General features: G+C 40.7%; 17 protein-coding genes and 2 pseudogenes. 3 read left to right on the top strand and 16 right to left on the bottom strand.

The window, feature by feature from the left end; all coding sequences use genetic code 11:
* The 12 genes from ACSLFW_RS03630 to ACSLFW_RS03575 all read right to left on the bottom strand — a co-directional run bounded on the left by ACSLFW_RS03630 (window position 1) and on the right by ACSLFW_RS03575 (window position 7,438).
* On the bottom strand, window positions 1-198 hold the full coding sequence (locus ACSLFW_RS03630) for a bactofilin family protein (protein ID WP_436557366.1): 198 nt from the start codon (window positions 196-198) through the stop codon (window positions 1-3).
* 1 nt (window position 199) lies between these two features.
* Complete coding sequence (locus ACSLFW_RS03625; RefSeq protein ID WP_436554688.1) at window positions 200-406, bottom strand: hypothetical protein; 207 nt, start codon at window positions 404-406, stop codon at window positions 200-202.
* Between the two features lies 1 nt (window position 407).
* On the bottom strand, window positions 408-1,277 hold the full coding sequence (locus ACSLFW_RS03620) for a hypothetical protein (protein WP_436554687.1): 870 nt from the start codon (window positions 1,275-1,277) through the stop codon (window positions 408-410).
* Window positions 1,255-2,403 (bottom strand): hypothetical protein, encoded by a 1,149-nt coding sequence (locus ACSLFW_RS03615; protein WP_436554686.1) that lies wholly within the window; start codon window positions 2,401-2,403, stop codon window positions 1,255-1,257. The genes ACSLFW_RS03620 and ACSLFW_RS03615 overlap by 23 nt, the downstream gene beginning before the upstream one ends.
* Window positions 2,404-2,444: 41 nt before the next feature.
* Entirely contained in the window at window positions 2,445-3,026 is a 582-nt protein-coding gene (locus ACSLFW_RS03610; RefSeq protein ID WP_436554685.1) for a tetratricopeptide repeat protein, read from the bottom strand.
* Window positions 3,027-3,046: 20 nt separating this feature from the next.
* Entirely contained in the window at window positions 3,047-3,343 is a 297-nt protein-coding gene (locus tag ACSLFW_RS03605) for a hypothetical protein (RefSeq protein ID WP_436554684.1), read from the bottom strand.
* A gap of 195 nt (window positions 3,344-3,538) precedes the next feature.
* On the bottom strand, window positions 3,539-4,234 hold the full coding sequence (locus ACSLFW_RS03600) for an ABC transporter ATP-binding protein (protein WP_436554683.1): 696 nt from the start codon (window positions 4,232-4,234) through the stop codon (window positions 3,539-3,541).
* Window positions 4,235-4,257: 23 nt separating this feature from the next.
* A complete protein-coding gene (locus tag ACSLFW_RS03595; protein WP_436554682.1) occupies window positions 4,258-5,727 on the bottom strand; it encodes a DUF5687 family protein in 1,470 nt (489 codons plus the stop codon).
* Between the two features lie 48 nt (window positions 5,728-5,775).
* Window positions 5,776-5,907, bottom strand: a complete 132-nt coding sequence (locus tag ACSLFW_RS03590; protein ID WP_436554681.1) for a hypothetical protein — start codon at window positions 5,905-5,907, stop codon at window positions 5,776-5,778.
* Window positions 5,880-6,479: a hypothetical protein gene (locus ACSLFW_RS03585; RefSeq protein WP_436554680.1), complete on the bottom strand. Its 600-nt coding sequence runs from the start codon at window positions 6,477-6,479 to the stop codon at window positions 5,880-5,882. Before ACSLFW_RS03585 ends, ACSLFW_RS03590 begins: the two co-directional genes overlap by 28 nt.
* Window positions 6,480-7,100 (bottom strand): hypothetical protein, encoded by a 621-nt coding sequence (locus ACSLFW_RS03580; RefSeq protein WP_436554679.1) that lies wholly within the window; start codon window positions 7,098-7,100, stop codon window positions 6,480-6,482.
* Window positions 7,101-7,102: 2 nt separating this feature from the next.
* Window positions 7,103-7,438, bottom strand: a complete 336-nt coding sequence (locus tag ACSLFW_RS03575; protein WP_436554678.1) for a PadR family transcriptional regulator — start codon at window positions 7,436-7,438, stop codon at window positions 7,103-7,105.
* Between the two features lie 108 nt (window positions 7,439-7,546).
* Here ACSLFW_RS03575 and ACSLFW_RS03570 point away from each other — a divergent pair, with 108 nt between their 5' ends.
* Window positions 7,547-8,596, top strand: coding sequence for a 2Fe-2S iron-sulfur cluster-binding protein (locus ACSLFW_RS03570; protein WP_436554677.1), 1,050 nt, complete (start codon window positions 7,547-7,549; stop codon window positions 8,594-8,596).
* A 194-nt stretch (window positions 8,597-8,790) separates the two neighbouring features.
* Here ACSLFW_RS03570 and ACSLFW_RS03565 read toward each other — a convergent pair whose 3' ends face one another.
* Complete coding sequence (locus tag ACSLFW_RS03565; protein ID WP_436554676.1) at window positions 8,791-9,789, bottom strand: glycosyltransferase family 9 protein; 999 nt, start codon at window positions 9,787-9,789, stop codon at window positions 8,791-8,793.
* A gap of 102 nt (window positions 9,790-9,891) precedes the next feature.
* On the bottom strand, window positions 9,892-10,497 hold the full coding sequence (locus ACSLFW_RS03560; RefSeq protein WP_436554675.1) for a DUF4254 domain-containing protein: 606 nt from the start codon (window positions 10,495-10,497) through the stop codon (window positions 9,892-9,894).
* A gap of 103 nt (window positions 10,498-10,600) precedes the next feature.
* Here ACSLFW_RS03560 and upp point away from each other — a divergent pair.
* Window positions 10,601-11,253, top strand: a pseudogene (upp, locus tag ACSLFW_RS03555) (uracil phosphoribosyltransferase).
* 91 nt (window positions 11,254-11,344) lie between these two features.
* On the opposite strand, the gene ACSLFW_RS03550 reads toward upp, so the two are convergent.
* Window positions 11,345-12,274: a DUF6427 family protein gene (locus ACSLFW_RS03550; RefSeq protein WP_436554674.1), complete on the bottom strand. Its 930-nt coding sequence runs from the start codon at window positions 12,272-12,274 to the stop codon at window positions 11,345-11,347.
* Window positions 12,275-12,322: 48 nt separating this feature from the next.
* Here ACSLFW_RS03550 and ACSLFW_RS03545 point away from each other — a divergent pair, with 48 nt between their 5' ends.
* Window positions 12,323-12,553 carry a DUF6341 family protein gene (locus ACSLFW_RS03545; RefSeq protein ID WP_436554673.1) on the top strand — a complete coding sequence of 77 codons (231 nt, stop codon included), beginning with the start codon at window positions 12,323-12,325 and terminating at the stop codon, window positions 12,551-12,553.
* Window positions 12,554-12,565: 12 nt separating this feature from the next.
* On the opposite strand, the pseudogene purD reads toward ACSLFW_RS03545, so the two are convergent.
* Window positions 12,566-13,835 (bottom strand): annotated as a pseudogene (purD, locus tag ACSLFW_RS03540) (phosphoribosylamine--glycine ligase).
* Window positions 13,836-13,929 lie beyond the last annotated feature (94 nt).

The raw sequence follows: 13,929 nt of genomic DNA, 5'->3' as shown, positions 1-13,929 counted from the left end.
TTATTGGTTCTTTTCTTCTGGTTTTGGCTGATCTTGCGGAAGTGATTTGGTGTAAGGTTTCATGACGCAAGACGCGCTGAACTCGGCGCCCGGCTCTACTGATAATTTTCCGCAGATGACTTCGCCGTGGATGATTGCTTTCGCTTTGATGTTGAGGATTTCAGTTACCTGTATTTTTCCGTTGAATTTACCTTCTATATCAGCATTTTTGCAGATGATATCGCCAAAGACACTTCCGGCGGTGCATCATTACGATTTTTCCTTTGCAGGTGAAATTTCCCGTGAGCTCACCGTCCATACGAAAATCGGCATGCGAAATGATATCGCCTTTGATTGTCGTTCCTTCTACAATCCTGTTGGTTTTTCCCAGCAGGTCGGTATATGATTTCGGACTTTTCTCAAACATCTTACGGTCGTTTTTTAGGCGTTGGCGGTGTGTTGAATTTTGTTGGGTTGGTGTTACCATCAGGCGACGGATCGTCTGAATTTTCCGGATGCAAGTCGTTGCTTTTTAATGTCGGCGACTTCGGATTGTTCGGCTGGCCTTGATTTCCCTTGGTATCTTTCGGTGGCGATTTCGGGTTATTATTTTTCGGCTGCTGTTTCTTTGGTTCCGGAGTTACAGGCGTTGGCGGCGCAACCGGGTCAGGCTGCGGCTCGCTGTAAGGTGTCACGATATATTCTGCCAGATTCTTCTTGATTTGTACGATTCTGTAATTTTCATTAGAAATCACTACCGCTTCTTCGGCAATTTTGTAATCCTTATAGTCTTTGAGGATTGAAACAATGTCTTTGGCTTTTTCTGCTGAAGGAATGCCGTGAATGACGACGAAATTTTCAGTCATCGTATAAATATCAATTGAGAATTTCAATTTTTCAACAGTTCTTTCAGCAGTAAATTTTTTGACTTTTTCAATCAGTTGCTTCGTTGCCGGCGTTTCAACGGCGTCGACTTTGTAAATGATTTTCCAGCTTTCCGGAATGTCGCGATAGAACGTCAGCTTTTCTAAAAACGGAACGTCTTTTTTCAAAGTTTCTTCTGCCTGCTTGCCTTCACTTACATTTGGATAATTAAGTGCCACGAAATTCAATTCGGATTTATAATCGGCAATTCCTTTTACTTTTCCGGCTGTGTTGGCTTTCAGCAATTCGAGTTTTGGCATGATATCTTCTCCCGTAAACTGGTCGGTTGCAGTATCCAATTCAGCGAGCAGATTGCGGTAATCGCCGGCTTCATATTCCTTGAAAAGCTTGTCATAAGCAGCTTCCGGAGTCATTTGCGCCAAATCTTTCGTGTTCCGGATTTTGCAGCAATTGTGCATAACGCGATTGCGGATATTGCGCTATGATCTTGTTTTTCATCGCAATCGCCTTGTCTTTATCGATGATTTGATAAATCAAATACAAATTATACATCGACGGCAAAATGAGCCTTTCTTCAGGATTGTTGTTGAGCAACTGCTCGAGTTTGCTTGCGGAAAGCTTGTATTCCTTGAATTTCTCTTTGTAAATCACACCCAATTGATAATATGCAAAATTGCGGTCTTTGGCGAGACTGTCTAAAACTTTTTGCGATGTCGGCAATTGTTTGATATAAAATTCCGGTGTGTATTTTTCTTCTACGATTGCTTTATCAGCCTTAGCTTTTGCATCTTTAGCCTGGATTGAATCTGAATTTTCAGCGATTGGCCGTTCTGTAGCTACTTCATCGGTGTTTTTCAATGAAGAAAGCCTCCAGTTGTTTTTAAGCGTACGGGTTCCCCATCTTTTTCTGAATTCAACTTTTCCATAAGCTACGGTCGATGGATTGTAAAAATAAAAAGTTTCATTCTTACCGGTTGCAGACGTGGTTTTTCCCGATAAATCCGAGTTCGGTATAGGTTTTTTTGGAATCAGTTGCTTTTTCGGGTCAGTATCCATCAATCTGTCTTTTCCGTCGGCAGATTTTACGTTAGCCATATCATCATCGCTGTCGTTATTGCGGTTTTCCCTTTCGGCTTTTTCCTGTGCGGCTTTTTCGAGTTTTGCCTTTTCAGCATCTGCTTTTTTCAGCTTGACGATATAATCTTCATAAAAACTTTTTTTGTCACCGTCTGATAAAGCCACAATGTTAAGAATACTGTCATTTTGCTGCGCAATGGCTTCGTATTTAATGACATCTTCAAGATTGTCGCGTTTCTTTTTAATGGCTTTGTATTCGCGGATTTTAGTGTTCATGTGAATAAGCGTACTGTCATAATACTGCCCGGCCATCTGGTATTTGGCATTGTCGAAGTAAATCTTCGCCAGATTCCTGTAATTGGAAGCAATCAGATAAGCATCATCGGTCTTTTTCTTGAGCGAGCGGTTGTAGAATTTTATCGCCTGTTTTGAATTGTGCTGCTTGTCATAAAACAATCCCATCTGATGGTTGATAACATCAAGAAACGGACGGTTTTCACGGTCTAGTTAAGCAATTCACGGTATTTCGTCAAAAACGCAATCGTATCGCCTTTGGCAAAATCAAACTGACGTGCCTGAGCGGCATGCGCCTGGATGATGTATTCACGCGGCGAATCCCTTTTCATATCAATTACCGACTGGAATGCGGCAAACGCTTTTTCGTCTTCGCCTTCACCTTCATAGATTTGTCCGGCGATAAAATGATACCTTGCTTTTTCTTCGTCTGATTTTGTAAATTCTATCGCTTTGTTGAGTCGGACAAGCGCACTGTCACGTTGCTCCAAATGCAGGAATGCCTGCGCCAGCGTTGCATTCGCATCAGCAAAAATCTGGTCTTTGAATTTGATTTCCTTTAATAATTGCTGAAGGTTTTTAACCGCAATCGCGTCATTGTCAAGGCGCATATTCGTTCTTTCGCGCCAGATTTTGGCTTCGTAAATCTTGTCGCTTTCGGGATATTTATACAAGATATAATTGAAAGCCTCGAGCGCCGGAATAAAACGATGGTCGTAATAACGCGATTTTCCGAGCAGCAAATGCGCTTCGTCCATCTGCGGGTTTTTTTCCTTGCCGTCAATGTTCATCGAGCGTTTCTGGATGGCTTTTACGGCTTTTTCCTGGCCCTGCCGAAATTGGCATTTTTAGACTGTCCCGGTAAAATATCTTCGGCAGATACCTGCATCCTTTCAATCGGAAGGATTTCCCAATAATCGTCATTGTATTTCTGCTTCAACTCCACCATTCCTTTGTCCAGCGCGATATTGCCGTTGTAAAGGACGTTATATTTGGTGTTGAGCGCCTGCCATTTCCTATTGACAAACTTGTCTCTTTTGGTGGAACAGGCAATCAGGAAAATGAATATTATAAGCGGGAAAAAGTATCTGAGTTTGTTGGTTTTCAATGTAAAAACGTTTTTAGACATAACTTACAAAAGCTATTTTTAGTATAACAACTGGTAAAAATACGTTTCTTTTTGATATGGCAAAAGATTCTAATGTTGTTTTTGGCTTAATAAGAAGGCCGCAGATTCGCAGATTTTACATTTTTGATAAAATCTGTGAATTTGCGGCCTTTGGTTTGTAAGATTTGCCTTGAATTATACGGCGAAGAATGCTTCAAGTTCTTTCAACGTTTCTGCCGATGTGCGGATGTCTTTCACGATTTCACCTTTGTGCAGCGCGACAATACGGTCAGAAACCTCAACGGTGTGCAGCAAATCGTGGCTCGAAACCAACACGGTAACATTCGGGTCGTCGGCCAGATCTTTGATGATTTTTTTGAGGCGGAATTGCGTCGTTGGGTCAAGGTTGGCGAATGGTTCGTCTAAAATCACGACTTCCGGATTTCCGATCAAAGTGGCGATAATGCCGACTTTCTTCTGGTTTCCTTTTGAGAAATCACGGATGTATTTCTTGCTTTTGAGGATTTCTCCGTTAAAGAATTCTTCGTGTTTCAACAGCAATGCATCCACATCGGCTTTGTTCTGACCGCGCAAATCGCCGATGAAGTAGAAATATTCTTCCGGCGTAAGATAGCCGATCAGGAAACTTTCGTCAAGGAATGATGCGGTAAAAGGTTTCCATTTTTCGCTTGTATGCACTTCAACACCGTTGTTGATGATGTGTCCGCTTGACGGCGAAATCAAATCGAGTAAAAGACTGAAAAAAGTAGTTTTCCCTGCGCCGTTGTTGCCGACGAGTCCGAAGCTTTCGCCTTTTTGGATTTCAAGATGTGGCAAATTGAGTACGGTTGTGCCGTTATATGACTTTGAAAGATTAGTAACTTGTATCATTTTGTATATTTTTAATTGATGAATTATCCTTTTTGTTTGTACGCGTCGATGGTGGAGTATTTTTCTGATTTGTAAACCGATTCAATCAGTTTGAACATCGAATTCCTGAAAATAAAGCCAAGTACACCTGCCGCAGCTACGAATATCAATCCGGTTGTCGGGTTAAAAATCACGCTTCCGATGCCGTAAAGCGCCATTGGCAAAAGTAATTTCGGCAGCGAAAGCAGCATCGTTTTTACGTTAAAAGCTTTTTTATCACCGAATGCGCCTTTGCTCGAATTCAAATCGACCGGCGTTTTGGTATAAGCGCCGCCAAGCAGCACCAAATGCGAGTTTACACCAATATTATAAACCGCGCCGACCAAAACCGTAAGGTAAACCTGCCAGCCAAAATACAAATAAAACGACGCCAATATGCTTGAAACAGTCGTGGCAATGACGACAAGCCACCATTTTGAACTGAGGTAACCGCGGTACGGGATATTCTGCGTCATCATTAATTGATAATAGGAACTGTCCCAACTCGGCACGAATTGCCCGAAAGTGAACAGAAATCCGCCAGTTACAAAGATTCCGGCAAACATGTGCATGAACGGGTTGTCGTAGGCTTCGATGTTTTGTGTGAAAAACAGCAAGCCGTAAAACAAGAACAAAACGCTCATAAGTACGGTGGTTTTTGAACGTTTGTTCCTTTTGATAAGTTTGATGTCGTTTTTAAGGAAAGTTCCCAAAGTCCCGAATTGGTTCAGCCAGCTGAAATCTTCGGTTTTCGCGATATCGTGTTTTGAAGCCAATCCGGCGTCGAGATAAAGGTTCTTTTTGAAATAATTAAATGTCACGGTATACAATCCGGCCAAAGCCAAAACCGGAACCAGCACCATCCATTTCGTGTCAAATAATCCCTGGTAAAAAACTGCAGTATAAACCGTCGCATCGAAAATACCATAATATTGTAATACGGCGAAAACTGCCACGAGCCCAAGGAATAAAAAGAACAGATTGTCTTTATTATTGAGTAAAATCCCAAGGAAATTATTGATGTACACCAAACAAAAAATCGACAAATGCCAAATCAAAACACTCGCCGGATCAAATCCTTTTATAAAAAGAACAACTGTAAATGGCATAAAGAAGAATAAATGCACGAGGTTAAAAAACGACAAATACGTTTTTCCCAATGAAAAATTCACAATCGTCGGTTTTTTGATAGGCAGCGTCAGCAAAGGCCTGATGTTCATCACCGGGATTTTCTGCAGCAACAATCTGATGACCAAATCGAGTATGAAATAATAAATCAGGTATTTCCCGACCGTTGGAACCGGTTTGAGCCCACTCTCTTCTAAAATAAAATAAACGGAAGTGCCGAGCGCCAGAAACGCCACCGAGAAATAAATCGCCAGAAAAATCATCAGGATTTTAATGGCCAGATTGGCACCGAAGGAAGCCGACCTGGTGAAGGCCTTCCACTCGAGCATGAGGAATTTTTTAAACATGATGTTTTGGTTTGGTTTTGTGGATTAGTCTGCTAATGTAAGAAAAAGTTACTCTCGCATCAATGCCATTTCCGGATAGGTCTGCGCCAGGTATTCTTTGGCTTTTGACGGAATTTTTACTACAATCACATAGATGGAAATCGCGTAAATCACTAAAAATGCACTGGATCCATAAAGCAATGTGTTGTTGTTCGCAATTGTTTCGGCATTTTGCGAAAAGGCACTGAGCAATTGTACCGGCAGCACAAGAAACGACATGGCACTGCCATACCGCAAGATGATTTCTTCGAAAAGCCATTTCTTTTCTTTTGGATCTTTTTGCGCCGCCTTAAACTTTCTATAATTGTTTTGGCCAGAAGGAATAAGGTAAGCAGTCCAAAAATGACAACATAGATTTCTGACGCATATTCAATGGATTGCAATCCCAAACTGATCAGATAAAACGAAATCACGGCGAAAACGACTTTCGGAAATTCGAAAAAATCCCGGCAATTTTCCCAGACAATCTTGTTGTATTTCCGTGTAAGTGCCCCCTGCCGCTTTTCGACAACATTCATAAAGCCGAAAACACCAAATTTCTTGAATTCTGCATTCAGGATTTCATCAAAAGAAAGTGCCGGATTTTCTGCCCATTTCGCTTCAATCGCATTGGCAAGATGGTCAACGAGTTCAGTTTGCAAATCGTAATATTCTACGAAATGTTGTCTGGTAAAAGCGTATAATTGCTCGATTTGTGCTGCGGAAATTTTCATTTAAGCGTAAATATTTTTGTTGTTTTTTGCGAAAACCGTCACTTCATAAATGACATAAAGTATGTAGGCCGAAAAGAAATAAACGTATGTTCCGGCAATATAAAAATTCGGGTTGTCCAACTCCGGATTGATGATAAATACTATGAAATAAGAAAGCGCGGTAAGTATGATGCCGCTTTTTTCAAGGTAATAAAACCGCCTTTTGGCGATACCGTAAAAGTAAATGGCCTGCAAAAATGCCAAAATCAGAATCGAGCCGCCGAATAAAAACGGATGCTTTTGTAAAAAATTGACGCAGTAATTTTTCGAAATAAAACACATCCCAAATCCGAAAAAAACATCGAAAACCAGCATTTTCGGAGTGATCAGGAATTTTCCGAAATGTTTCAAAACGGATAAGTCGAGGTTCATGCTTCCTTTATTTGCCTTAAGGATTTCCTTTTTATTGACTGCCATATACTCTTTGAACGCGTCATAAAAATCAAGGTTTTCGGTTTCCATTTTCACCTCAACGGCAGTGGCAATATGATCGGTCATCTCAGCGCGGATATCGGCGTAAAAAACTTCTGATTTCAGTAAATAATTACCGATGAATTGGATATCTTCTTTGGTCAGGTTCATGGCTAAAATTCCAGATTGGGTTTGATGATGGTTTGCATGTTGCGGATGAAATCTTCCAGTTCAGCTAAGCGATTTACGGTTTCTGTCGTGCCTTTTTCAGTAAGCTTATAATATTTCCGGATGCGGTTATCGACTTTTTCCATTTCAACATCTAACAATCCGTCGGCTTCGAGCTTGTGCAACGCCGGATACAACGCGCCTTCGGTGATATTGAGTTCGCCTTGTGTGATGGCTTTTACTTTCTGCGTTATCTCATAACCGTACATCTTGCCGTTTTCCTCTAGCAATTTCATGATGATGGTGTTGAGGCTGCCTTTGTAGAGCTGTGAGTTTTTCATACAACAAATATACATAAGAAATTTATACATAAAACATTTAGGTATATAAATTTCACCAATCGTTTTACCAAACCTCCGGCGTTTAGTATCTTTGTAAAAAATATCAAGATGTCCTTTTATAAACTTAACATTAAAGAAGTAAAGCGCGAAACCGACAACGCGATTTCGGTACTTTTTAATGTGCCCGAAGAACTGAAGCCGTTCTACAAATTCACGGCCGGGCAATACCTTAACCTGAAACTTACGCTTGACGGAGAAGAAATCCGCCGCGCTTATTCGATCTGTTCATCGCCTGAAAGCGGTGATTTGCGTATTGCGATAAAATCAGTGCACAACGGAGCTTTCTCTAAATTCGCCAATTTAAATCTTAAAGCAGGCGATTTGATTGAAGTCGGAAAACCCGAAGGGAAATTCATCTTCGAACCACAGGTTGAAAGACAAAAAAATTACGCCGCATTTGCCGCAGGAAGCGGAATCACGCCGGTTATGGCGATTATAAAAACGGTTTTGGCAAGCGAGCCTTTGAGTACTTTCGTATTGGTTTATGGCAATAAAACGCCCGAACAAACAATTTTTTTCCAGGAATTACACGATCTGCAATCGCAATATGTCGGACGATTTTTCATTCACCACGTTTACAGCCAGGCCAAAGTCGAGCATGAATTATTTGGCAGAATTGAAAAATCTACGGTCAATTTCATCCTCAACAACAAATACAAAAACATCACTTTTGATAAATTTTATCTGTGCGGCCCTGAAGAAATGATCAATCTCGTTTCTAATGTTTTAAAGGAGCACAACATTGCCGAAAAGGACATCAAATTTGAATTGTTCTCGTCATCGCTTTCAGAAAAAATCATCAACGACAACCTTGACGGACACACGAAAATCACCGTTTTGGTCGATGATGAAGAAACGACTTTCGAAATGTCGAAGAAACAAACCGTTCTCGATGCCGCTTTGAAACAAGGCCTCGATGCACCTTATTCTTGCCAGGGCGGAATTTGCAGCAGTTGTCTTGCAAGGATTACAAAGGGAACTGCGGAAATGAAGAAAAATTCCATTTTAACCGACGGCGAAATTGCCGAAGGTTTGATTTTAACCTGCCAGGCACATCCTACTTCTGCTGAGCTTTATGTGGATTATGACGACGTATAACGCAGGCGTAAATTCCAATTTATAAATAACAAATCCCAATTGCTGAATGTGATTGGGATTTTTTTAAGCGCAAAGGCGCCAAGTTTTACGCCAAGTTCGCAAAGCTATTCTTAAAAAAACTTTGCGGAAATCTTTATGTTCTTTGCGGTAAATTTTCGAAGTAACACTTAATGAACCTTCATTTCTTAATGGTTCTAAGCTTTTAATTTTTCGACAATGGTTCTTGGCAAAATCGTCCGCATCGCCTCCTCATAACCTTCAACCTTTTTATTGCCGTAAACGGAAGTCGGAAGTTTCGGGAATTTTTCGCGATCAGCAACCAACGCATTTTCCAAAGGCTGGTCGAACGGCGAAAATCCCGCAAACGGATGTGTCGCGCCCCAAAGCGTGATGACTTTTACACCAAGCATGGCTGCGATGTGCGCGTTCCCGGAATCGATTGAGAGCATGACATCGAGGTTGCTGATGAGATTTAATTCTTCGGTAAATTTGATTTTTCCGGCGATATTGATGATATTTTCTTTGTTTTTTGAAAGTGAATCCAAAACTTCGATTTCTTTATTTCCGCCGCCGAAAAGGAAGATTTTGCAATCGGTTTTTGACAAATCGGCGATGACTTTTTGCATCAGGTCCAGCGGATAAACTTTCGAATCATATTGAGCGAAAGGCGCAATACCAATCCATTTTTGGTTTTTTTCGCCGGTGATTTTGAGTATTTCTTCAGTTAGAATTCCTTTTTCAGGAAACGAAGGATTTTCTAAATTAATTGGAAATCCAAGATTCTGAAACGTTTCCGCATGTCTTTCAAACATGGTTTTCAAAGGTTTGAAAACTTTATTTTCGGCGGAAGTCAGCGCTTTTTTTTCAATTCTGCCTTTATCTGTAAAAGCAGTTTTTTTACCACTTAAAGCAAAAAGTGTCCTGATGATTTTCGAGCGCAAAACATTGTGTAAATCCGCGAAAGCGTCAATATTCAATTTTTTCAAATCTGAAAACAAACGCAAAAGACCGAAAAATCCTTTGTGCCTTTCCTTCGCATCAAAAGCAAAAAAATCAAGATTCGGAATTCCGTCAAAAAACGGCTTGAAAAACGGGCGCGAAATCACTGTGATTTTTACCTTGGGATATTGCTTCGAAAACGCCCTTAAAACCGGAACCGTCATGGCGACATCTCCCATTGCGGAGATTCTCATGACGGCTATATGTTGGATTTTTTTTGTCAAGGTTCAGGGTTCAGGGTTCAGGGTTCAGGGTTGATCCAGATTTCCTGCACCTTGTACCCAACACCCTGCACCTTATTTCTTATTCTGATACAAAACCGGATTCAGATCATCGTCGTTGTACATTTTCATCTGCTTGTAAACTTTCATGAATTTGTCGCCGTTCTGGATATCTTCGAGTAAATCTTCGATGGCTGTTGACAAATCTGTTCTTTGTTCGAGCAGGATTTCAAGTTTGGCGCGGCATTTATCGCGGTGTTCCTGCGTGGCTTCTTCGCGGGTCGCTTCTTCCTGCATGTGGTAGATTTTCAAGGCAAGGATTGACAAACGGTCGAACGCCCAGGCCGGACTTTCAGAATTGATTTTTGCATTTTCTTTCGGCTGAACATCTTTGAATTTGAGCAGAAAATAACTATCAATATATTCAACCATGTCAGTTCTTTCCTGGTTCGAAGCATCAATCCTTCTTTTCAAAACAAGTGCAGCTGCCGGATCGATATTCGGGTCTCGGATGATGTCTTCAAAATGCCACTGAACGGTGTCAATCCAGTTTTTGAGGTATAACAAATGTTCGAATTTATCTTTGTCGAACGGATTAACAATCTGCTGATCGACGTTATCCGTCAAATGATAATCGTGGATGCTCTGCTCGAAAACATTATAGGCCAGTTTTGAAAACATATCTTAATTTTAAAACACAAAGATACTTTTTATACTTTTACGATTGAAGTTTAAAATTCAAGTTTTCGATTTCATTCGCTAATCACCTCATTCGCTAATTATCATGCAAATCCATTATCTATCCGAAGCCAACAGCGTCCTGAACCATTTTCTAGGCCAAATCCGAAACGTAAATGTACAAGGTGATAGTATGCGGTTCCGGCGAAATATTGAGCGCATCGGCGAAATCATGGCGTATGAACTCAGTAAAAATCTACATTACAAAAACGTCGAAATCCAGACGCCGCTTGGCATCAAAAAGACGACAGAAATTGAAGATCAATTGGTTTTGTGCTCGATTTTACGTGCTGGTTTGCCACTCCATTTGGGTTTCCTGAATTATTTCGACAATGCTGAAAACGGATTTGTTTCGGCTTACCGTCATCATTACAATAACGACGATTTATTCGATATTAAAGTTGAATACCAGGCCGTTCCGAATATCGAAAACAAAAATCTTTTATTAATCGACCCGATGTTGGCAACCGGACAATCGATGGTTGCGGTTTTCAACACGCTTCTCGCGAAAGGCAAACCGAAAGAAATACACATGGCGGTTGTCATCGCTGCGCCGAAGGCATCGCTTATCTTGAGAAACATTTGCCGGATTATTGCCATTTATGGGTGGCGACGTTAGATGAAAAACTTAATGACAAGAATTATATCGTTCCTGGATTGGGCGATGCGGGCGATTTGGCTTATGGGAATAAATTGTGATTTTTATCGTAAAGAGCGCTAAGTTTTCGCTAAGTTCGCAAAGCTTTTGATGCATTTTTCTTTGTGTCTTCGCGACTTCGTGTCTTTGTGGTTAAAGTTGCGCGAAAAAAGACATAAACCCCGCCAAAACCACAATTGCAACAACACTTTCCTTAATCCACTTTCCGTCGGCGTTTTCCACATAACTTGTAGCCATGACTGCCAAAGGCATAAAAGTATAAGCGAGCAGATTATTGCTTTTATGTGGTGAAATCGCAAAAATAATCACGCCAATCAAAAACGAAAAAAGGATTTTCTTGTAAGAAGCGTGTAAAATCAGCGGCTTATTCGAAAGCGAAAAAACCAAAGCGAAAAAGAACAATGCAGATAAAGCCGCATAAATTGAAATCGCCAGGTTTTCAAAGTTGTTTTTAAAATAATCGAATTTTAAGTCAATTTGGGCATTTTCAACCACATTTGTAATTAATGTCTTATCGAAAGCCAAAGCCGAAAATACAAAAATAGAAGCCACGGCAAAAAGCGCAATGAACGGTAAAATCCAGTTGCGGTAATCGCGAGAGACGTGAAAGATGATTGATATGAAAATCAACACCAGATACAAAACGCACCAAAACTGAAACAATGCCGCAATAAAAATCCACAGCGAAGCATCAAAAATCTTCTCTTTCGGCGTCAAAAGCGATTGCAGCGAAATCAACCTTCGAAGCGCCAGCAGAATGAAAAAATTAGCGATAATCACATTAATATCGTTCAAAATTGCCGGAAACATAATCAGGAAAAGAAAGAAAAATAAAAACGGGAAAGTACTGTCTTTACTAAGTCCGTTGCGTTTCGTGACAAAATTCGTAACGAAAAGCGAAGCCGTCAGCACGAGCAATAATCCCATTTTTTTGGCGAAATCATAACCAAAATTCATCCACTCGGTTTCCTTCATCTGGTAGATAAAAAAACAAAGTACGAGCAACAGCGTCACCAAAATATAATTAAATGGTCTTGATTTGCTAAAAATGCTTGTAATCATCGGGATATTTTATACTTTTGTGATGTAAATATAATACTTGTTAAAAAGATGAAAGCATTTTTTGAAGGAATACAGTCGCTGTTTGTTGATTTTTTATTCAAGCCATGGGATTTTTTAAGGCATCTTGAGCTGAAAAGCTGGTTTGGCGCCAATACATTGAACTGGATTTTTATGCTGATTTGCGCTTGCGCGATTTACTACTGGTGCAAACAACTCGTTGAACACAAAAACAACAACGAGGAAAACCAGGACACTACAGCACATTCATTCCTTAAATAAATAGAAACCGGCTTACAAATCGAAGCCGATATCTTTCCTGAAATACATCTTATCGAAATTTAGCTTTGCTATGTTTTGGTAAGATTTTTTTATGGCTTCTTCGAAATCGTCTCCGTAAGATGTCACCGCAATGACGCGGCCGCCGTTGGTGACAATGTTACCGTTTTCGGTTTTTGTACCTGCGTGAAAGACAATCGAATCCGAAACATTTTCAATGCCCGAAATCACTTTTCCTTTTTCATAATCTTCCGGATAACCGCCCGAAACGACCATGATTGTCGTAGCGCTTCTGTCGTCGATTTCTAGTGAAATGGAATCGAGTTTTCTTCTGCGACAGCCTGGAATAACTCGACCAAATCAGATTTGATACGCGGAATGACGACTTCCGTTTCCGGATCGCCCATCCTTACATTGTATTCGATTACGATTGGCTCGCCTTTTACATTGATTAATCCGATAAAGACAAATCCTTTGTACGGAATTCCGTCTTTCTGCAAACCCGAAATCGTAGGTTTTACGATGCGCGTTTCGATTTTTTCAAGCAAAACTGCATCTGCAAACGGAACTGGCGATACTGCGCCCATTCCGCCTGTATTTAAGCCGGTGTCGCCTTCGCCGATTCTTTTATAATCTTTCGCCGTTGGCAGGATTTTGTAGTTTTTGCCGTCTGTTAAGACGAAGCAACTCAGTTCAATTCCGTCTAAAAATTCTTCAATGACAACTTTTGAACTCGCCGCACCAAATTTTTCATTGACGAGCATGTTGCGCAATTCCGCTTTCGCTTCTTCTAAGTCATGAAGGATTAAAACGCCTTTCCCAGCCGCAAGCCCGTCGGCTTTTAGAACGTAAGGAGGTTGTAATGTTGCAAGGAAATCACAGCCTTTTTCAACGGTTTCGGCCGTAAAACTGTCATAAGCTGCAGTCGGAATATTGTGCTTTACAAGAAATTGTTTCGCGAATTCTTTACTGCCTTCGAGCTGCGCACCTATTTTTGAAGGGCCAATTACAGGAATATGCTTTAATTCGGCATCATTCTGAAAGAAATCAAAAATCCCTTTTACAAGCGGGTCTTCCGAACTGACGACAACCATTTCGACTTTCGAATTTAATGCGAAGGCTTTCACGGCTTCGAAATCAAGCGGATTAAGGTTTACATTTTCGGCGATGCTTCCGGTTCCGGCATTTCCCGGCGCCACAAAAAGTTTAGAGCAGTGCGAACTTTGAAGCATTTTCCATGCCAAAGCATGTTCTCTTCCGCCGAACCCAGTAGTAAAATTGTCATGTTGTTGTTTTAGTTGTGTGTGCAAAAATAATTGCTTTTGGCGGCAAAAAACAATTAATTTCGATATTTCTGTTTTATTTACATTTTTAAAACC

The organism is Flavobacterium sp. 3HN19-14 (assembly GCF_051373205.1).
Classification (GTDB): Bacteria; Bacteroidota; Bacteroidia; order Flavobacteriales; family Flavobacteriaceae; genus Flavobacterium.
This window is presented reverse-complemented; position numbering and strand designations above follow the sequence as displayed.

Coding starts and splice junctions, on each gene's coding strand:
- ACSLFW_RS03625 (WP_436554688.1), bottom strand. CDS start 406: ATGTTTGAGAAAAGTCCGAAATCATATACCGACCTGCTGGGAAAAACC.
- ACSLFW_RS03620 (WP_436554687.1), bottom strand. CDS start 1,277: ATGACTCCGGAAGCTGCTTATGACAAGCTTTTCAAGGAATATGAAGCC.
- ACSLFW_RS03615 (WP_436554686.1), bottom strand. CDS start 2,403: ATGGGATTGTTTTATGACAAGCAGCACAATTCAAAACAGGCGATAAAA.
- ACSLFW_RS03610 (WP_436554685.1), bottom strand. CDS start 3,026: ATGAACATTGACGGCAAGGAAAAAAACCCGCAGATGGACGAAGCGCAT.
- ACSLFW_RS03600 (WP_436554683.1), bottom strand. CDS start 4,234: ATGATACAAGTTACTAATCTTTCAAAGTCATATAACGGCACAACCGTA.
- ACSLFW_RS03595 (WP_436554682.1), bottom strand. CDS start 5,727: ATGTTTAAAAAATTCCTCATGCTCGAGTGGAAGGCCTTCACCAGGTCG.
- ACSLFW_RS03585 (WP_436554680.1), bottom strand. CDS start 6,479: ATGAAAATTTCCGCAGCACAAATCGAGCAATTATACGCTTTTACCAGA.
- ACSLFW_RS03580 (WP_436554679.1), bottom strand. CDS start 7,100: ATGAACCTGACCAAAGAAGATATCCAATTCATCGGTAATTATTTACTG.
- ACSLFW_RS03575 (WP_436554678.1), bottom strand. CDS start 7,438: ATGAAAAACTCACAGCTCTACAAAGGCAGCCTCAACACCATCATCATG.
- ACSLFW_RS03570 (WP_436554677.1), top strand. CDS start 7,547: ATGTCCTTTTATAAACTTAACATTAAAGAAGTAAAGCGCGAAACCGAC.
- ACSLFW_RS03565 (WP_436554676.1), bottom strand. CDS start 9,789: ATGAGAATCTCCGCAATGGGAGATGTCGCCATGACGGTTCCGGTTTTA.
- ACSLFW_RS03560 (WP_436554675.1), bottom strand. CDS start 10,497: ATGTTTTCAAAACTGGCCTATAATGTTTTCGAGCAGAGCATCCACGAT.
- ACSLFW_RS03550 (WP_436554674.1), bottom strand. CDS start 12,274: ATGATTACAAGCATTTTTAGCAAATCAAGACCATTTAATTATATTTTG.
- ACSLFW_RS03545 (WP_436554673.1), top strand. CDS start 12,323: ATGAAAGCATTTTTTGAAGGAATACAGTCGCTGTTTGTTGATTTTTTA.